Raw genomic sequence first — 18,893 nt, forward strand, 5'->3', positions numbered from 1 at the left:
GGCGCCCCCGCCGGATGCGGGGACGCCTCTCACGGAACGGTGCTGCGTCAGTCGGCCGAGGTGATCATCCCCGCGCCGACCGTGCGGTTGGTGTTCTCGTCGATCAGGATGAACCCACCGGTCTCCCGGTTACGGGAGTACTCGTCGCACAGCAGCGGCTGCGTGGTGCGCAGGCGGATCCGGCCGATGTCGTTCAGGTTCAGCTCCGTCGCGGCCGAGTCGCGGTGCAGGGTGTTGACGTCGAGGCGGTACTCGAGGTCTTTCACCACGGCCCGGGCGCTGCGGGAGGTGTGCTTGATGGCCAGCTTCCGGCCCGGCCGCAGCGCGTCGTCCGCCATCCAGCAGACCATCGCGTCGATGTTCTGCGCGGCCTTGGGCGCGTTCTGCGGGCGGCAGATCATGTCGCCCCGCGAGATGTCGATCTCGTCGTTCAGCCGCACCGTGACGGCCATCGGCGGAAACGCCTCGGCCACCGGCCCGTCGGCGGTCTCGACCGCGGCGATCGTGCTGGTGAAACCGGACGGCAGCACCATGATCTCGTCGCCGGCCTTGAGCGTGCCGCTGGCCACCGTACCCGCGTAACCGCGGTAGTCGGGGTACTGGCTCGACTGCGGGCGGATCACGTACTGCACCGGGAACCGCACGTCGATCAGGTTGCGATCGCTGGAGACGTGCACGTGCTCCAGGTGGTGCAGCAGCGACGGCCCTTCGTACCAGGGCATGTTCGCCGAGCGGGTGACGATGTTGTCACCCTTGAGCGCCGACAGCGGGATCACCGTCAGGTCGGCGACGTTGAGCTTGTCGGCGAAACGGGTGAACTCTTCGCTGATCTCGTCGTAGACCTCCTGGGAGTAGTCCACGAGGTCCATCTTGTTCACGGCGAGCACCAGGTGCGGAACCCGCAGCAGAGTGGCGAGGAACGCGTGCCGGCGGCTCTGCTCGACCAGGCCCTTGCGCGCGTCCACCAGAATGATGGCCAGGTCGGCGGTGGAGGCACCGGTGACCATGTTCCGGGTGTACTGGATGTGCCCCGGGGTGTCGGCGATGATGAACTTCCGCCGCGGCGTGGCGAAGTACCGGTAGGCCACGTCGATCGTGATGCCCTGCTCCCGCTCGGCCCGCAGGCCGTCGGTGAGCAGCGCCAGGTTCACGTAGTCGTCGCCCTTGGCCGTACTGGCCGCCTCGACCGCGCTGAGCTGGTCCTCGAAGATCGACTTGGAGTCGAACAGCAGCCGCCCGATGAGGGTGCTCTTGCCGTCGTCCACCGATCCGGCAGTGGCGAACCGCAACATGTCCATGGTCGGCGGCATCAGAAGTACCCCTCACGCTTGCGGTCTTCCATCGCGGCCTCGCTGAACTTGTCGTCGCCGCGAGTGGCGCCGCGCTCGGTGATCCGGGTGGACGCGACCTCGTCGATGATCTTGTCGAGCGTATCCGCATCGCTGCGGACGGCGGCGGTCAGGCTGGCGTCACCGACGGTGCGGTAGCGAACGGTCTCGGTGAAGACCTCCTCACCGGCCTTCGGTTGGCACACCTCGTGCACGCCGTAGAGCATGCCGCCCCGGTCGAACACCTCGCGCTGGTGCGAGAAGTAGATCGACGGCAGGGCGATCTGCTCGTGCTTCACGTACTGCCAGATGTCCAGCTCGGTCCAGTTGGACAGCGGGAAGACCCGGATGTTCTCGCCCATCTGGATCCGGCCGTTGTAGGTGTTCCAGAGCTCGGGACGCTGGTTCTTGGGGTCCCACTGGCCGAACTCGTCGCGGAACGAGAACACCCGCTCCTTGGCCCGGGCCTTGTCCTCGTCGCGCCGAGCACCACCGAAAGCAGCGGTGAACCGGTACTTCTCGAGAGCGTCCAGGAGCACCGGGGTCTGAATGCGGTTCCGGGTGCCGTCCGGCGGCTCGCTGACCAGGCCGCGGTCGAGGGCCTCGGGCACGCTGGCCACGATCAGCTGCACGCCGAGCTCGGCCACGCGCAGGTCGCGGAAGTCGAGGACCTCCTGGAAGTTGTGGCCGGTGTCGACGTGCATCACCGGGAACGGGATGCGGGCCGGGAAGAACGCCTTCTCCGCCAGGCGGAGCATGACGATCGAGTCCTTGCCACCACTGAACAGGAGGACGGGGCGCTCGAGCTCGGCCACCACCTCCCGGATGATGTGGATGGACTCGGCTTCCAGCGTCTGCAGCTGAGTGAGCCGGTACTCCGACGCGCTCATCGGGCGATCACCTCAGGAATGTGGCGGGCAACGGTGGCCAGAATCTTCTCAGCGAACTCTGTGCGGCACACAAGGAGGTCGGGAAGCTGCGGGTCGGGCCGGTTGTAGACCAGCGGCGAGCCGTCGATCCGGCTGGTGTGCAGGCCCGCGGCCCGGGCCACGGCCACCGGCGCGGCGCTGTCCCACTCGAACTGCCCACCCGCATGCAGATAGGCGTCGGCCTCACCGGTCCACACGCTGGAACACTTCACCCCGGCCGAACCCATCGGCACCAGTTCCGCGCCGAGCTCCTGCGCCACCGCGGTGACGAAGGCCGGCGGGCGGGATCGGCTCACGGCCAGACGGATCGGGCCCTCTTCACGCGGAGGCAGTACCGGCGGTTCGTCGGTGCCGTAGGTCACGTCGCGGGCGGGCAGGGCGATGGCCCCGGAGGCCAGCTCACCCTTCTCCCAGAACGCCACGTGCACGGCCCAGTCGGTGCGCGGCCGCTCGGAGAATTCCCGGGTGCCGTCCAGCGGGTCGATGATCCAGACCCGTTCCGCGCTCAGGCGGGCGGCCGAGTCGGCGGCCTCCTCGCTGAGCACCGCGTCGCCGGGCCGGTGTTCCGCCAGCAGCGCGGCGAGTACCGCCTGGGCGCGCGCGTCACCGGCGTCTTTCAGCGCCTTACCCTCTGCCGCACCGGTTCGCTCCTCAAGCAGGGCGAGGCCGGCCGCATGAGCCAGATGGCGGGCAAGACGCGCGTCGTCCCCGCTGGGCTCGATCGTCATCGCAGTTCCCTTCGCAGCACAGCTGAGCGGGCATTCTCTCAGTAAGCGCCAGCTCCACGAACCACTGCACGTACGGTGCGCCACAGGATCGTGACGTCCAGGGCGATCGACCAGTTGTCGGTGTACCGCAGGTCGAGGCGCAGCGACTCCTCCCAGTTCAGGTCGCTGCGGCCGCTGACCTGCCAGAGACCGGTGAGGCCGGGCTTCACCTTCAGCCGGCGCACCGCGTCGTCGCTGTACGCGGCCACCTCCTCGGGCAGCGGCGGACGCGGCCCGACCAGGGACATGTCTCCCCGCACCACGTTCAGCAACTGCGGCAGCTCGTCCAGGGAGAGCCGGCGCAGCAGGCCGCCGACCCGGGTGACCCGTGGGTCCTTGCGCAGTTTGAACAGGACGCCGTTGCCCTCGCTGAGGTTCAGCAACGCGGCCCGGCGCCGGTCGGCGTCCACCACCATCGAGCGGAACTTGAGCATCAGGAACTCGCGGCCCCCGGCTCCGACCCGGGTCTGCCGGTAGAGCACCGGCCCCGGGCTGGTGACCTTGATCGCCACCGCGATCAGCAGCAGCAGCGGCAGGGCGAGCAGGGTGAGCAGCAGGGCGCCCACCCGGTCGAAGACCACCTTGCCCATCATCCGGCCACCGTTGGCCGAAGGACGTTCCAGATGCAGCAACGACAGGCCGGCGATCGGCCGGATGGACAACCGCGGGCCGGCCACCTCGATGATGCCCGGCGAGACGATCAGCTCGACCCCACGCTCCTCCAGGGCCCAGGACAGACGCCGCAGCGCCTGCCCCGACAGGTCCGGGTGGGACACGACCGCGACCACGTGGGCCCCGGTGGCCTCCACCGCGTCGAGCACCCGCTCCGGATCCCCGACCACCGGGACGTCGTTCACGTGCGAGACCTCGACCCCGACGAACGGCACACAGGCGCCGACCGGTACCAGACCGTGCTGCGGCTCGTTGTCGAGCTTCTCGATGACCGACACCACCACGTCGGCGCGACCGACCACGAGCACCCGCTGCAACGCCAGGCCGCGATCGCGCAACCGGTAGATCCAGCCCCGCAGCTGACGCCGGAAGGCGAGTGTCAGCAGAAGGGTCACCGGGATGGCCAGGAACACATAGCCGCGGGCGACCTCGCTGCGCAGCGCGTAGGAGACCACCGCGATCAGGCAGAACATCATCAGACCGGCCTGGTTGATCCGGCGGTACTCCTCCGGGCCGGTGCCCAGGAACCGGCGCTCATAACCCCGCTGCGCGGTGATGATGGCGATCCAGAGCATCGGCAGCAGCAGGGTGAAGGCGATGTAGGTCGGGTCGGGCTCGCCGAACCGCACCACGGACGCCGCCACGCCTCCCAGCAGCGAGGCCAGGCCGTCCGAGGCCACCGCCATCCGCTGGTAGCGACGCATCATCGCCCCGGGTTCGGCACTGCCCGCGCCGATGTGCCGGCCGGTCTTGTGGACCTGTTGCCGGGGGACCGTGCCGGAACTGGGCGGACCACTGGGGCGAGCGACCACATCGTCCAGCTGGGTCAGCTGGTCAACGTTGCCTCCGGGCTCCATGACTGCCATTCACGCCTCCCTCAGACTTAACAATCGCTTGATACAAAACCGACACAGGCGAATGTCGAACCACGAGATCAGCGGCGATCTGTCCGGCTTAAGTGAATATAGTGTGGTTGGTTCCCTTTCATCTGGCAGTTGCTCACAGTTCACCCATGAAAGACGCCCTGTACAACATCAACTCCGCAGTTAAGGCAGCGAGCTACCGACTGCCACTCTTCGTGTTGTAAATCCCCTGAATCCGGGCAAAGTCCGCCCGGCCGAGCTCCTCGACCGCATCCGCGGCCTCACCGATCATGAGGAGCAGATCTTCACGCTGAGCAGCAGGGACATCACGTAGAACGTAGTCGGCGGGATCCATCCGGCCGGGCGGACGATCAATACCGAGACGTACGCGGCCGTAGCCTTTACTTCCCGTTGACTTACTGATCGAGCGCAGGCCGTTGTGACCGCCCTCGCCCCCGCCCCACTTCAGGCGCACCTCGCTGAAGGGGATGTCGAGCTCGTCGTGCACGACCAGAAGCCGGGTCACCGGCAGCTTGAAGAACTGCAGCAGGCCCGCCACGGGCCCGCCCGACTCGTTCATGTACGTGCTCGGCTTGGCCACGATCATCCGGGCTCCCGGCCGGCCTCCGGTCGGTGCCCAGCGCCCGTCATGGACCTGGGCCCGCGACCGGTGGGTGGCGAAGCGGCCCCCCATCCGGGCGACCAGCTCGTCGGCCACCCGGTGCCCGACGTTGTGCCGGTTCCGGGCGTACTTGTCCCCCGGATTCCCGAGACCGACGACCAGCCAGGGCAGGTCGCTGATCTCGGTGGTGGGGTCGGGGGTGGGTTCGGCAGGCATCACGGCTCCGTCGGGTGGGTGGGGTCGAACGCCAACTATGGACGCGTATGAGCGTTCGGTGGGGCACGGTTCAGTTACGTGGGGGCCGGGGGACGCCCTGATGTGCCCCCACTTCCCCGGCCGAAGCCGAGGGATCGCCCCGATCACGGACCAGGATCCGCCCGTGCCCGGCATTGCGGCGCTCCGGGACCACTCGGGTCGTACCCGCCGAGGCCACCCCGGTCGGCAGGCTCTCGACTGCGCCCCGGATCAGATCTTTCGCCGCGACAGGCCCTCGTGCGGTGACCACGAAGGTGGGCCACCTCCCCGTTCGTGACCAGGTAAACCTTCCCCGGGGACGTGGGGTCACCTCCCGGCTCTCCAGGGGCTGGGGGATTGCCTGATCACGGCCGAAGGCGGGCCGGCGAACGTGGGTGGCCACCGGACCAGACGCGCCTCAGGGCCGGCACCCGCGTGGGGGCCGGCCCTGAGGTCGGGTGTTGCTGGGGGGCTACACGGAGAATCAGCCCTCGGCGGCGACGGCGTCGGCCTCGGCGGCCTCGGCCTCGGTGCCGACCGCGCGGGTGGAGTCGGTGACGGCGATGACGATGGCGTCCGGGTCACCGATGAGGGTGGCACCCTCGGGCAGCGGGATCTGGCCGGCGTGGATCTGGGTGCCGACCTCGGTGCCCTCGATGCTGAACTCGATACCGTCCGGGATCGCGGTGGCCTCGACCTCGAGGCTCAGCGAGTTGAGCTCGGCCTGGGCGCGGCCGCCCGGCGCCGGGTCACCGGTGAAGTGCAGCGCGACGTCGACGGTGACCTTCTCGCCCTGACGGACGATCAGCAGGTCGACGTGCTCGATGGAGCCCTTCAGGGCGTGACGCTGCACGTCCTTCGGGATGGCGAGCTGGCTCTTGCCGTCGATGTCGATGGTGAGCAGGGCGTTCGCGTTCTTGAGCGCGAGCATCGTCGCGTGCCCGGGCAGGGCGACGTGAACCGGGTCGGTACCGTGCCCGTAGAGCACGGCCGGAACCTGGTGGTCGCGGCGCAGCCGACGCGCAGCGCCCTTGCCGAAGTCGTTACGCGGCGTAGCGCTGAGCTTTACCTCGGACACAACAGATCTCCTCAATCACGGGCGCGACCGAGGCCGCGCACAGAAGTCAGACTGCTTCAACGATATGAATGGCGGCACACCCGGCGGAGTCACAGGCGCGCCATGCACGTAGTGATGTCCGCGTCGATCACGGTTGCGCTTGATGTTGGGCTGCAACCCTCGCCGAGGTAACCGGACCACTGTACATGACCGGCCGGGGCCCAGATTCGCCCATACACCTGACCCCACCTCCTCTTTCTCGACGATCTTGCGCCCCACCGCCCCGGAATGCGGGTGAAACCCTCCGGGGCGACCACCGACCGGGGACAGCACCGGTACACACCCCACGACAACAACCCGCCACAACCCCGCGACAACCCCGCGACAACCCCGGCCACAACCCGCCGTGATCATGCAAAATCTCCCCGGAGTTCTAGAACTGTCGCGGTGAGAGTTCTAGAACGCCGGGGAGATTTTGCATGATCACGAACAGGGGTAGGGGTAGGGGTACTCCATAGCCCCGCGGGCCGTGCCCGGCCGGGCCTGGCCGAGCCGAGCCTGTTTTGGTCTGGCCCGGTGGGATTACTCGGTGGGGGCTTCGGGGTCGGAGGTCAGGGCGGCCTCGGCGGCGCGGGCCGAGGGGGTTCCGGCCCGGCGGCGCGCGACCCAGCCCTCGCTGTTGTGCTGACGACCGCGGGCCACGGCGAGGGCGCCGGGAGGCACGTCTTCGGTGATCGACGAGCCGGCGGCGGTGTAGGCGCCGTCGCCCACGGTGACCGGGGCGACGAGGGTGGTGTCGCTGCCGATCCGGACGTGGGCGCCGACGGTGGTGTGGTGCTTCTGTACGCCGTCGTAGTTGGCGAAGATCGTCGCGGCGCCGATGTTGGCGCCCTCACCGATCGTGGCGTCACCGGCGTAGGTCAGGTGGGGCACCTTGGCGCCCGCGCCGATCGTGGTGTTCTTGGTCTCGACGAAGGCGCCGATCTTGCCGTCCGGACCGAGCACGGTGCCCGGGCGCAGATAACTGAACGGGCCGACCCCGGCGCCGGCCTCGATCTTCGCGCCGGTGCCGTGCGTACGGACGACGGACGCACCTTCGCCGACCGCGCAGTTGGAGAGCGTGGTGTCGGGGCCGACGGTGGCCCCGGTCGCGACCGTGGTGCCGGCGTGCAGCTGGGTGCCGGGCAGCAGGGTGACGTCGGCGGCCAGGTGCACGTCGACGTCCACCCAGGTGGTGGCCGGGTCGACCACGGTGACGCCACCACGCATGTGACCGACGAGCAGGCGGCGGTTCAGCTCGGCGCCGAGGGTGGCGAGCTGAACCCGGTCGTTGACGCCCTCGACCTGCCAGAGGTCGTGGGTGACGACAGCGCGCACCCGCCGGCCGTCGGCGTGGGCGATGCCCAGCACGTCGGTCAGATACATCTCGTTCTGGTCGTTGTCCGAGCCGATCCGGCCGAGCGCGTCGACCAGCACCTTGGCGTCGAAGGCGTAGATGCCGGAATTGATCTCCCGGATCGCGGCCTGCTCCGGGGTGGCGTCACGCTGCTCGACGATGCCGGTGACCGCGCCGGAGGCGTCGCGCAGCACCCGGCCGTAGCCGGTGGGGTCGCCGACCTCGGCGGTCAGTACGGTCACCGCGGCCTGCTCGGCCCGGTGGGCCTCGACCAGGGCGGCCAGCGTCTCGCCGGAGAGCAGGGGAACGTCGGCGTAGGTGACGACGACCACGCCGTCCACCCCGTCAACCCCGTCCAGCCCCGACAGCGCGCGCAGACCGGCGGCGACGGCACTGCCGGTGCCGGGCACCTCGTCCTGGTCGGCGATCACGGCGGCCGGGGCGATCTCGGCCACGTGCCCGGCAACCTGCTCACGCTGGTGCCGCACCACCACCACGAGATGCTCCGGCCGAAGGCTCCAGGCAGCGGCCAGCGCGTGCCCGACGAGGGACCGGCCACCGATGCGGTGCAGCACCTTGGGGGTACGCGAGCGCATCCGCTTGCCCTCACCGGCGGCCAGAACCACGACCGCTGCCGGCTGCTGTGTACTCACGGACGAACACCCTCCAGAGCGCGAATGCCAGAAGCTCCCCCCACCTGATTCGAACAGGTACCTCAAGGCTCCAAAGGCCTGTGTGCTGCCGTTACACCAGGGGGGAAGGTCGCTCGCCGGGCTCGGCGCCCACGAGGACCGGGGGCCAGTCTGCCAACTCCGGGGCCTCTTCGTCGCATCGGCACCCTTCGCGCCCCCGGAATTGCCCGAATCGTTGCCTGGGCGACAAGGGGCAGAACACTCCAGAACTTCCTTGCGTGCCCTCTGCCCAGGCCTCGGATTCTCGGGTTACGCTTTCGTAGGTTACCGACCGTAGGTTGCTCGTCGCAGGTCAGCGCGGTCCCGATCCGGATTGACCAGGATCGGTCAGCAGGATTGACGGCCGGCAGATTTTGGCCGGCACGGTCCGGCAGACACGGGCCCCGGGCAAGCAGCGTCCGGCCCGTGATCTGGCGGCACGACCCGGAAGAGGGGAATCCCCGTGAGTTCACCGGCAGCCGCAGCGCCCGTCCCCCCGGCGCCCACGAGTGGGACGCCCACCGAGACGACGTCCCCAGGCACCTCGTCCCCAGGCACCTCGTCCCCAGGCACCTCGTCCCCAGGCACCTCGTCCCCAGGCACCTCGTCCCCAGGCACCTCGTCCTCCAGGACAACGCCACCAGTCACCTCGTCCTCAAACACCACCCAGGTGACCTCCCGCACCAGCCAGCCGGCCCAGGCACCCCGGGGCGAACCGCACGTCGACCCCCACCCGAAGCGCCGGGGCGAGCAGACGGCACTGTTCATCTTCATCGCGGTGCCGTTCGTGGCGCTGGTCGCGGCGATCCCGATGGCCTGGGGGCGCCTGCTGAACTGGCACGACCTGGTGATCGCCCTCGTCCTCTACCTGATCTCCGGGCTGGGGATCACGGTCGGCTTCCACCGGTTCTTCACCCACGGCTCGTTCCGCGCCAACCGCCCGCTGACCATCGCGCTGGCCGTGGCCGGCTCCCTGGCGGTCGAGGGCCCGGTGCTGAGGTGGGTCTCCGACCACCGGCGCCACCACGCCTTCAGTGATCGCGAGGGCGACCCGCATTCGCCCTGGCGTTACGGCGAGACCGTGCCCGCCCTGATGAAGGGCCTCTGGTACGCCCACATGGGCTGGCTGTTCGACCCGGAGAACACCAACCCCAAGCGCTACGCCCCCGACCTGCTGCGCGATCGCGGCGTGATGTTCGTGTCCCGTGCGTTCGGCCCCCTGGTGATCCTCTCGCTGGGTCTGCCCGCGCTGCTGGGGTTCGCCATCACGGGCACCTGGCAGGGAGCGGCCACGGCCTTCTTCTGGGGATCGCTGGTACGGGTGGGGCTGCTGCACCACGTCACCTGGTCGATCAACTCGATCTGTCATGCCTTGGGAGAGCGCCCCTTCAAGAGCCGCGACCGCTCGGGCAACGTCTGGTGGCTGGCCCTGTTGTCGTTCGGGGAGTCCTGGCACAACCTGCACCACGCCGACCCGACCTGCGCCCGGCACGGCGTGCTGCGGGGCCAGATCGACTCCAGCGCCCGGGTGATCTGGTTCTTCGAGAAGTTCGGCTGGGCGACCAACGTGCGCTGGCCGGACACCACGCGCCTCGCGTCACGGCGCGCGTAGCAGAGCCGGGGTGGTTTGGGCATGGGCGGGCGACCTCTACACCGATCGCGCGAGTTGGGCATGATAGCCCGGTGAGTACAGGCCCCCATTCCCCGACGCCCGACCGTCCGCGCGCGTCCCGGGCCGGTGGCCGCGCCCGGATGACAGGGGCCCAGCGGCGCGAGCAACTGCTGGCCATCGGAAGGCAATTGTTCGCCGAGAAGGGCTTCGAGGGCACCAGTGTCGAGGAGATCGCCGCCACCGCGGGGGTCTCCAAACCAGTGGTGTACGAGCACTTCGGCGGCAAGGACGGGCTCTACGCGGCGGTGGTGGAGCTGGAGACCCGCAAGCTGCTCGAGGCGATGACCGAGGCCCTCACCCAGCCGAACCCACCCCGGCAGGTTCTCGAGATCGCCGCGATGACCCTGCTCACCTACATCGAGACCGAGACCGACGGTTTTCGCATCCTGGTGCGGGACTCGCCGATCACCAAGCAGGAGGGCGGCTTCGCCAGCCTGCTGAGCGACGTGGCCGGTCATGTCGAGTACATCCTGGGCGAGCAGTTCGCGGCCCGCGGCTTCGATCCGCAGATGGCCCCGCTGTACGCCCAGATGCTGGTCGGCATGATCGCCATGACCGGCCAGTTCTGGCTCGACCACCGCACACCGGAAAAGGCCGTGGTAGCCGCCCATGTCGTTAACCTGGCCTGGAACGGCCTGACCGCACTGGAGACCAAGCCCCGGCTGCGCGCCCGCCGATCCATGAAGCCGGAGGTCGAAAAGCCCCGTGGATGAGGTAGACCGGATCGTCGCAGCCTGGAACCGCGAGCGACCCGATCTGGATGTCACCCCGCTGGAAGTGCTTTCCCGGGTCAGTCGACTGTCGCGCCTGCTGGACAAGGCCCGTTCGGCCGCCTTCGCCCGGCACGATCTCGAAACCTGGGAATTCGACGTACTTTCGGCGCTCCGACGGAACGGCGATCCATACCGCCTCTCCCCCGGCCAACTCGTCGCCCTGACCATGGTCACCAGCGGCACGATGACCAACCGCATCGACCGGCTGGCGGGCCGGGGCCTGGTGCGCCGGCTCCCCGACCCGGCCGACGGTCGCGGGGTGATGGTGCAGCTGGAGGAGAGCGGCCGGGCCGTGACGGATGCCGCGCTGTCCGACCTGCTCGAGGTCGAGCGCTCGGTCCTCGCCGTGCTCACCAACGGTGAGCACGATCAGCTGGCGCACCTGCTGCGCGATCTTCTGACGGCCTTCGACCCGAACTGAGAATTCGAGCCGAAGATCCACACCGGGCCGGTCCCCCCGACCCGGGCAGGAGAGCCTTACGGCTCTGTTACCGAGCCCCGTTCCCACTCACCCCCCTATCGGCAAAACGGACATTTGGTACCCGTTCGGGCGCCCGGGTGCTTCCGTTTGGTCAAAGATGGTGCCCGTTTTAGCTCAACCCCTTGTGGAGAACCTGTGCCTGAGGTTTACATCACAGACACATGCACCGGGCCGGTTCGGCCACGGACGGGCGGAGGCGGGCAATGGAGCTCTATGCCTATGAACGACGGCGATGGCTGGTCGATCAGGCACGGCAGGTGGGACGGATCGATGTTGCCGAGGTGGCACGCGAGCTGACAGTGGCCAAGGAGACGGTCAGGCGCGATCTGACGGCTCTGGAGGCCGAAGGACTGCTGCGGCGCGTGCACGGCGGGGCGATCCCGGTGGAGCGCCTCGGGTTCGAGGGCACCCTGGCTCTGCGTAACACCTCCCGCACCGACGAAAAGGGTCGCATCGCCGACCACGCCATCGGTCTGGTGGGCACCGCCGAATCCATATACCTTGACGAGGGCTCCACCACACAGGCTTTCGCGGAGCGCCTGACCCCCCGGCGACCACTCACCGTGGTCACCAACTCGCTACCGATCGCTCTGGTCATGGCTCCCCGCGACCAGGTCTCTGTGGTACTCATCGGGGGCCGGGTACGGGGGAAAACCCTGGGAACCATCGACCACTGGGCGCTTCGCATGCTGGAGGACTTCGTCTTCGACCTCAGCGTGCTGGGCACCAACGGACTCACCCTGGAACGGGGCGCGACCTGCCCTGATGCCGCCGTGGCGGCGATCAAGGCCCGGGCCGTAAGTGCCAGCCGGCGCACTCTCCTGGTCACCGATTCGTCAAAATTGGGGTCCGACTCGTCCTACCGTTTTGCACAGGCAAGGGATTTCTCGACTATCGTCACCGACCGCTCGGCCAATGAGGGTCAGATCCGGCGACTGCGCGCCATCGGCGTAGAAGCGGTGATGGTGTGACACCTCACGGCAGCCCCGCAGGCAAGGATCCGACGACCGAAAGACGCACGATGAGCAACGGCCCGACTGCACCTAGTTCTGACAACCTTGTCATCACCATAAGTAGTTAATACGTAACTTCTCGCCTCAATATGGTCCCGCACAGTCAAGGAGGATTCGTGACCCGGACGAACAACAGCTGGAGGATCGGTGTGACGGCAGGGGCCGTCGCCACCGTTCTCATCACCACCGCGTGCTCAGGCGCCGGTGGTGGCGGTGGAGCCGGCAGTGACGGGAAGGGCGGATCCATCAATGTCCTGATGGTCGCCAACCCGCAGATGACCGACATCCAGGATCTGACCGCCGACACCTTCACCAAGGAAACGGGCATCAAGGTGAACTTCACCGTGCTGCCCGAGAACGAGCTGCGTGACAAGGTCACCCAGGACGTCGCGAGCAAGGCCGGCCAGTACGACCTGGCCACCGTGGGTGCCTACGAGACGCAGCTGTGGCAGAAGAACGACTGGCTGCACGAACTCAGCTCGTACGCCGACGCGGACAGCGAGTACGACTCGGCCGACCTGCTCAAGCCGGTCGCCGAGAGCCTCACCGGAGAAGACGGAAAGCTCTACGCCCTGCCGTTCTACGGTGAGTCCTCCTTCCTGATGTACCGCAAGGACATCTTCAAGGAGAAGAACCTGACGATGCCGGAGAAGCCGACCTGGAACGAGGTCGCCGACCTGGCGGCGAAGCTGGACGGCGCCGAGCCCGGCATGAAGGGCATCTGCCTGCGTGGCCTTCCGGGCTGGGGCGAGATGTTCGCGCCGCTGACCACCGTGGTGAACACCTTCGGCGGCACCTGGTTCGACAAGGACTGGAACGCGAAGGTGAACGCCCCGGAGTTCACCGAGGCGGTCAACTTCTACACCAAGCTGATCAAGGAGCACGGTGAGGCGGGCGCGGCCCAGGCCGGGTTCACCGAGTGCCTGAACGCCCTGAGCCAGGGCAAGGTCGCCATGTGGTACGACGCCACCTCGGCGGCGGGTTCGCTGGAGGACGAGGCGAGCAGCAAGGTCGTGGGCAAGATCGGTTACGCCTACGCCCCGGTCAACAAGACCGAATACAGCGGCTGGCTCTGGTCGTGGAACTGGGCCATGCCCAAGACCACCAAGAACGCCGACGCCGCCGCCAAGTTCGCCCTGTGGGCCACCAGCAAGAAGTACGAGCAGACCGTCGGCGAGAAGCTGGGCTGGGCCCGGGTTCCCAACGGCAAGCGCGCCAGCACCTACGAGATCCCCGAGTACAAGGAAGCTTCCGGTGACTTCGGTCAGCTGACCCTGGAGTCGATCGAGCACGCCGACCCGACCAACCCGGGTCTGCAGCCCCGACCGACCGTCGGCATCCAGTACGTCACCATCCCCGAGTTCGCCGACCTGGGCACCAAGGTGTCGCAGTCGATCAGCGGGGTGCTGGCCGGCCAGGGATCGGTGAAGGACGCGCTGGACGACGGCCAGAAGCAGGCCGAGGAAATCGCCCAGGAATACAAGTAAAACCGACGTCTCAACCCTGAGGAGTGGCAATGGCTACCGTTGCCGAAACACATCAGGAAGAGAACGCCGCCCCACCGGTTCGCCGGCCCACCGGGATCTCCCGCAGATCCCGGTGGGTCCGGCGGGCCCCGCTGCTGCCGGCGCTCATCTTCACCATCGTCATCACCCAGGTGCCGTTCCTCATCACCATGGGTATCTCATCCTTGCAGTGGAACCCGCAGAAGCCCGGTGACAAGAGCTTCCTGGGCCTCGGTGACTACACCTCGTTCGTCGGGTTCGACAACTACAAGACCGTTTTCACCGACGAACGACTGCGCAGCGCGGTCATCAACACGATCACCCTGACCGTGGGCACCGTGGCCATCAGCCTGCTGCTCGGCCTCGGCCTGGCCGTGCTGCTCGACCGCAAGTTCCCGGGCCGCGGTCTGGCCCGGACCCTGCTGATCGCACCGTTCCTGATCATGCCCGTGGCGTCTGCCCTGTTGTGGAAGCACGCTCTCTACAACCCGACGTACGGCCTGTTCAACGGCACGATCAACGCCGTCTGGAAGCTGTTCGGTGCCGACCACGGCCCGACCATCGACTTCGTGTCCAGCTACCCGATGCCTTCGGTCATCGCGGCGCTGGTCTGGCAGTGGACGCCGTTCATGATGCTGATCCTGCTGGCCGGGCTACAGGCCCAGCCGACGGACATCCTGGAGGCGGCCCGCGTGGACGGCGCAGGAGGGGTCAAGATCTTCCGCTACATCACGCTTCCGCACATGCGGCAGTACATCGAACTGTCGACGCTGCTCGGCGCGATCTACATCGTGCAGCAGTTCGACGCAGTCTTCTCGATCACGCAGGGCGGCCCGGGCAGCGCGACCACCAACCTGCCCTACGAGATCTACCTGACCACGTTCTCGAAGCTCGAGTACGGCGAGGCCTCCGCGGCCGGCGTCGTCACCGTGATCGGCACGATCGTCGTGGCCACCTTCGCTCTGCGGGTCGTGAGCTCGCTCTTCCGGGAGGAGCACAGCTGATGAGCGCACAGACGACCGAAACACCCAAGTCCGGAACCATCTTGAACCGGCGTAAGAAGAAGCCGGCCCAGGGCGAGGGCGACCTCGCCGAGACCGGTGGCTTCGTCTGGACGACGACGGCCTGGGTACTCACCCTGATCTTCTTCGCCCCCGTGGCCTGGATGTTCCTCACCTCGTTCCACAGCGAGGCGGACGCCGCGACCAACCCGCCGACCCTGCTCGCCGGGTTCACGCTCGACAACTACTCCGCGCTGTTCGACCGCGGGGTCGGGCCGTTCCTGATCAACTCGGCCACTGCCAGCATCGTCTCCACGCTGCTGGTGCTGGCGCTGGCGATCCCGGCGGCCTACGCACTGTCGATCAAGCCGGTGGAGAAGTGGACGGACGTGATGTTCTTCTTCCTCTCCACCAAGTTCCTGCCCTCGATCGCCGCACTGCTGCCGATCTACCTGCTGGTCCAGAAAATCGGTGGCCTGGACAACATCTGGATCCTGGTCGTCCTCTACACCGCGATGAACCTGCCGATCGCGATCTGGATGCTGCAGTCGTTCCTGGCCGAGGTGCCCAAGGAGATCATGGAGGCCGCCGAGGTCGACGGCGCCGGCACGCTCCGGGTGATCTGGAGCGTGATCGTCCCGATCATCACCCCGGGTATCGCGGCCACCAGCCTGATCTGCTTCATCTTCAGCTGGAACGAGTTCCTGCTGGCGAAGAGCCTGACCGCGGTCGCGGCTTCGACGTCGCCGGTGTTCCTCGTCGGCTTCATCACCAGTGAGGGTCTGTTCCTCGCGAAGCTCTGCGCAGCAGCCACTCTGGTGTCGCTGCCCGTGCTCATCGCCGGTTTCGCGGCGCAGGACAAGCTGGTGCGGGGCCTGTCACTGGGCGCCGTCAAGTAATCCCCCGTGATCATGCAATCCCCCTCCGGGAGGTGGGAGCACCACCTCCCGGCCGAAGGCTGGGGATTGCATGATCACGACCAGGTTTCAGCCGGCTAGTTCGGCCGCTTCCAGCCAGGCCTCTTCGAGCGCGTCCTTCTCCGCCGTCACCTCGCGCAGTTCTGCGTCGAGCTTGCTGATCGCGGCGTGGTCGGTGGCCTTCTCGGCCATCTGCGCGTGCAGTTTCTCTTCCCGCGAGGCGAGTTTCGAGATCTGCCGTTCGATCCGGGCCATCTCCTTGCGGGCGGCACGGGTATCGGCGGCCGTCGCCACCGGGGTGGTCGCCTCCGAGATGGAGGACGTCGACGAGCTCGCCTCGGTCTGTTCCTGCTGGGCCCGCAGTTTCAGGTATTCCTCGACCCCACCCGGCAGGTCCCGGATCTGACCGTCACCGAGCAGAGCCACCTGCCTGTCGCAGATACGCTCCAGCAGGTACCGGTCGTGGGAGACCACGATCAGCGTGCCGGGCCACTCGTCGAGCGTGTCCTCGATGGCGGCCAGGGTGTCGGTGTCCAGGTCGTTCGTCGGCTCGTCGAGCAGCAGCACGTTCGGCTCACTCATCAGCAGGCGCAGCAGTTGCAGACGCCGCCGCTCACCACCCGACAGGTCGCTGACCCGGGTCCAGATCTTGTCCTTCGTGAAACCCAGGCGTTCGAGCAACTGGCCCGCGGTGACGTCTTTGCCACCGATCCGGACCGTGCCCTTGACCTTCTCGACAGCCTCCTGCACCTTCTGGTCGGCCACCGCGTCGAGCTCGCGCACGTCCTGACTGAGAATGACCGCCTGAACCGTCTTTCCGCGCTTCACCCGGCCGGCGGTGGGCACCGGGGCACCCGGACCGCCCAGCATCATCTTCATCAGCGTGGTCTTGCCCGAGCCGTTGACCCCGACCACACCGATCCGGTCTCCCGGGCCGAGCCGCCAGGTGACGTGCTCCAGAAGGGTTTTCGCCTCGTCGCCGGATCCGACCGTGACCGTGACGTCTTCCAGGTCGACCACGTCCTTGCCCAGGCGGGCCGTGGCCATCTTCGCCAGGTTCATCTGGTCGCGCGGCGGCGGTTCGTCGGCGATCAGCGACTCGGCCGCGTCGATGCGGAACTGTGGCTTGCTGGTGCGGGCCGGCGGGCCCCGGCGCAGCCAGGCCAGCTCTTTCCGCAGGGTGTTCTGGCGGCGCTCCTCGGTCACGGCCGCCACCCGGGCGCGCTCGGCGCGGGTCAGCACGTAGGCCGCGTAACCGCCCTCGTAGCTGTCCACCACACCGTCGTGGACCTCCCAGATGCTGCCGCAGACCGCGTCGAGGAACCACCGGTCGTGGGTGACCACGAGCAGGCCACCGCGCCCGGCGGGCCAGCGCTGGTTCAGGTGCTGCGCCAGCCAGGCCACGCCCTCGACGTCGAGGTGGTTGGTGGGCTCGTCGAGCATCACCAGGTCGTCGTCGCTGATCAGCAGCGCGGCCAGACCGACCCGGCGCCGCTGGCCCCCGGAGAGCCGGCCGAACGTCGCGTCGAGCCCTCCGACCAGGGGTGCTTCCAGGCCACCGAGCAGACCGCCGAGCACGTCGCGGACCTTGGCGTCGCCGGCCCACTCGTGCGGGGCCATGTCACCCATGACCGCCTGTCGCACCGTCATGTCCGGGTCGAGGCGGTCTTCCTGCCAGAGCGCGCCGAGGCGCACCTCCCGGCCGGTGGTGACCCGGCCGCCGTCCGGTTCCTGCAGACGGGCGAGCACCCGGAGCAGGGTGGACTTGCCCTCGCCGTTCCGGCCGACCACACCGATCCGGTCACCGTCGTCGAGACCGAGGCTTACCGCGTCCAAAAGCGTTCTGGAGCCGTGCACAACTGTGACGGACTCCGCGTTGAGAAGGTGGGCCACTGGGCTTAACCACGCACCGATTCGACGAGACGGGCACCGGGCACCGGACCGTGTGCGCGTCGCACGTCGGCCGCTGCTCCGGACGCGGTCAGGGCGACCGCGAGATCAAGGGCTTGACTGGAGTCGCGGGCCAGGAACACCGTGGTCGGGCCGGAGCCGGACACGATGCCACCGAGCGCGCCGACCTTGCGGCCGATCTCCAGCGCGCGGTCCAGCTGGGGGGCCATCGCCAGGGCGGCGGGCTCCAGCTCGTTGTGCAGACGGGAGCCCAGGGCCGCGGCGTCACCGGCCCGCAGCGCGGCCATCAGGGCGTCGTCGATCTCGGGCCTGGGCGTGGGCTGCGGAGCCTCACCGGCCTCGCGCATCCGGTCGATCTTTCCGTAGACCCCGGGCGTGGACAGGCCGCCCTCGGCGAGCGCGATCACCCAGGTGTACTCGCCGCGGGCCAGCACGGGGGTGAGCAGCTCACCCCGGCCACTGCCGATCGCGGTGCCGCCGAGCAGGGAGAAGGGCACGTCCGAGCCGAGCTGCGCGGCCAGGTCGAACAGCTGCTCACGGTCGAGACCGGCGTGCCAGAGCGCGTCGCAGGCGACCAGGGCGGCCGCGGCGTCGGCCGAGCCACCGGCCATGCCACCTGCCACCGGGATGCCCTTGCGCAGGGAGAACGCCACGTCGGCCGATTCCAGGCCGATGTGCGCGGCCAGCAGCTTTGCTGCCTTCACGGCCAGGTTCGAGTCGTCGGTGGGCACCTCGTCGGCCTGGATGCCGTCCACCGTGATCGAGACCCCCGAGCCGGGCTCGGTGGCCCGCGCGGTCAGATCGTCGAACAGCGCCACGGCGTGGAACACCGTGGCGAGCTCGTGAAAGCCGTCTTCCCGGACCGGGCCCACCCGCAACTCAAGATTGATCTTGGCGGGCGCGCGCACGATCACCGTTCCCGTCGCCGCCATGCGCCCACTCTATGCAATCCGCGGCGCCCCTCCGAACGAGGCAGCCGCGTCCCCCCAGATCCACTCCGTGATCATGCAAAACCTCCCCAGTGTTCTAGAACTGTGACGCTGAGAGTTCTAGAGCTCCGGGGAGTGGGGCACCTCCCGGC

16 protein-coding genes and 1 tRNA gene are annotated in these 18,893 nt (G+C 68.2%); 7 read left to right on the top strand and 10 right to left on the bottom strand.

All coding sequences use genetic code 11. From position 1 onward, the window contains the following. Positions 1–47 precede the first annotated feature (47 nt). From cysN to QSK05_RS10175, 8 genes are all read right to left on the bottom strand, one after another. Positions 48–1,310, bottom strand: coding sequence for a sulfate adenylyltransferase subunit CysN (cysN, locus tag QSK05_RS10140; RefSeq protein WP_285596424.1), 1,263 nt, complete (start codon positions 1,308–1,310; stop codon positions 48–50). Further along, entirely contained in the window at positions 1,310–2,218 is a 909-nt protein-coding gene (gene cysD / locus QSK05_RS10145) for a sulfate adenylyltransferase subunit CysD (protein WP_285596427.1), read from the bottom strand. The genes cysN and cysD overlap by 1 nt, the downstream gene beginning before the upstream one ends. Beyond that, on the bottom strand, positions 2,215–2,985 hold the full coding sequence (locus QSK05_RS10150) for a 3'(2'),5'-bisphosphate nucleotidase CysQ (protein ID WP_285596431.1): 771 nt from the start codon (positions 2,983–2,985) through the stop codon (positions 2,215–2,217). The genes cysD and QSK05_RS10150 overlap by 4 nt, the downstream gene beginning before the upstream one ends. 38 nt (positions 2,986–3,023) lie before the next feature. After that, the gene (locus QSK05_RS10155; RefSeq protein WP_285596432.1) at positions 3,024–4,562 is read right to left on the bottom strand and encodes a sugar transferase; all 1,539 of its coding nucleotides are present in this window, start codon (positions 4,560–4,562) and stop codon (positions 3,024–3,026) included. 193 nt (positions 4,563–4,755) lie between these two features. Further along, a complete protein-coding gene (gene pth, locus QSK05_RS10160; protein ID WP_285596434.1) occupies positions 4,756–5,397 on the bottom strand; it encodes an aminoacyl-tRNA hydrolase in 642 nt (213 codons plus the stop codon). A 502-nt stretch (positions 5,398–5,899) separates the two neighbouring features. Beyond that, positions 5,900–6,493 carry a 50S ribosomal protein L25/general stress protein Ctc gene (locus tag QSK05_RS10165; protein ID WP_285596436.1) on the bottom strand — a complete coding sequence of 198 codons (594 nt, stop codon included), beginning with the start codon at positions 6,491–6,493 and terminating at the stop codon, positions 5,900–5,902. 561 nt (positions 6,494–7,054) lie between these two features. Next, entirely contained in the window at positions 7,055–8,521 is a 1,467-nt protein-coding gene (gene glmU, locus QSK05_RS10170) for a bifunctional UDP-N-acetylglucosamine diphosphorylase/glucosamine-1-phosphate N-acetyltransferase GlmU (protein WP_285596438.1), read from the bottom strand. Positions 8,522–8,555: 34 nt separating this feature from the next. Further along, a tRNA-Gln gene (locus tag QSK05_RS10175) sits at positions 8,556–8,627 on the bottom strand. Positions 8,628–9,209: 582 nt separating this feature from the next. Here QSK05_RS10175 and QSK05_RS10180 point away from each other — a divergent pair. The 7 genes from QSK05_RS10180 (at position 9,210) to QSK05_RS10210 (ending at position 15,883) form a co-directional block, all read left to right on the top strand. Beyond that, complete coding sequence (locus tag QSK05_RS10180; RefSeq protein WP_285596440.1) at positions 9,210–10,151, top strand: acyl-CoA desaturase; 942 nt, start codon at positions 9,210–9,212, stop codon at positions 10,149–10,151. A 140-nt stretch (positions 10,152–10,291) separates the two neighbouring features. Continuing rightward, positions 10,292–10,924 (top strand): TetR/AcrR family transcriptional regulator, encoded by a 633-nt coding sequence (locus QSK05_RS10185; RefSeq protein ID WP_352300754.1) that lies wholly within the window; start codon positions 10,292–10,294, stop codon positions 10,922–10,924. Further along, complete coding sequence (locus tag QSK05_RS10190; RefSeq protein ID WP_285596444.1) at positions 10,917–11,405, top strand: MarR family winged helix-turn-helix transcriptional regulator; 489 nt, start codon at positions 10,917–10,919, stop codon at positions 11,403–11,405. The genes QSK05_RS10185 and QSK05_RS10190 overlap by 8 nt, the downstream gene beginning before the upstream one ends. 263 nt (positions 11,406–11,668) lie before the next feature. Next, positions 11,669–12,436: a DeoR/GlpR family DNA-binding transcription regulator gene (locus QSK05_RS10195; protein WP_285596446.1), complete on the top strand. Its 768-nt coding sequence runs from the start codon at positions 11,669–11,671 to the stop codon at positions 12,434–12,436. Between the two features lie 131 nt (positions 12,437–12,567). Next, positions 12,568–13,965: an ABC transporter substrate-binding protein gene (locus QSK05_RS10200; protein WP_502879742.1), complete on the top strand. Its 1,398-nt coding sequence runs from the start codon at positions 12,568–12,570 to the stop codon at positions 13,963–13,965. A 29-nt stretch (positions 13,966–13,994) separates the two neighbouring features. Beyond that, the gene (locus tag QSK05_RS10205; protein ID WP_285596450.1) at positions 13,995–14,987 is read left to right on the top strand and encodes a carbohydrate ABC transporter permease; all 993 of its coding nucleotides are present in this window, start codon (positions 13,995–13,997) and stop codon (positions 14,985–14,987) included. Beyond that, positions 14,987–15,883: a carbohydrate ABC transporter permease gene (locus QSK05_RS10210; RefSeq protein ID WP_285596452.1), complete on the top strand. Its 897-nt coding sequence runs from the start codon at positions 14,987–14,989 to the stop codon at positions 15,881–15,883. Before QSK05_RS10205 ends, QSK05_RS10210 begins: the two co-directional genes overlap by 1 nt. 87 nt (positions 15,884–15,970) lie before the next feature. On the opposite strand, the gene QSK05_RS10215 is transcribed toward QSK05_RS10210, so the two are convergent. Both QSK05_RS10215 and QSK05_RS10220 read right to left on the bottom strand, forming a co-directional pair. Next, complete coding sequence (locus tag QSK05_RS10215; RefSeq protein WP_352300657.1) at positions 15,971–17,794, bottom strand: ABC-F family ATP-binding cassette domain-containing protein; 1,824 nt, start codon at positions 17,792–17,794, stop codon at positions 15,971–15,973. Between the two features lie 5 nt (positions 17,795–17,799). Beyond that, positions 17,800–18,744: a 4-(cytidine 5'-diphospho)-2-C-methyl-D-erythritol kinase gene (locus QSK05_RS10220; RefSeq protein WP_285596456.1), complete on the bottom strand. Its 945-nt coding sequence runs from the start codon at positions 18,742–18,744 to the stop codon at positions 17,800–17,802. Positions 18,745–18,893: the final 149 nt, after the last annotated feature.

Source organism: Kineosporia sp. NBRC 101731 (genome assembly GCF_030269305.1).
GTDB lineage: Bacteria > Actinomycetota > Actinomycetes > Actinomycetales > Kineosporiaceae > Kineosporia.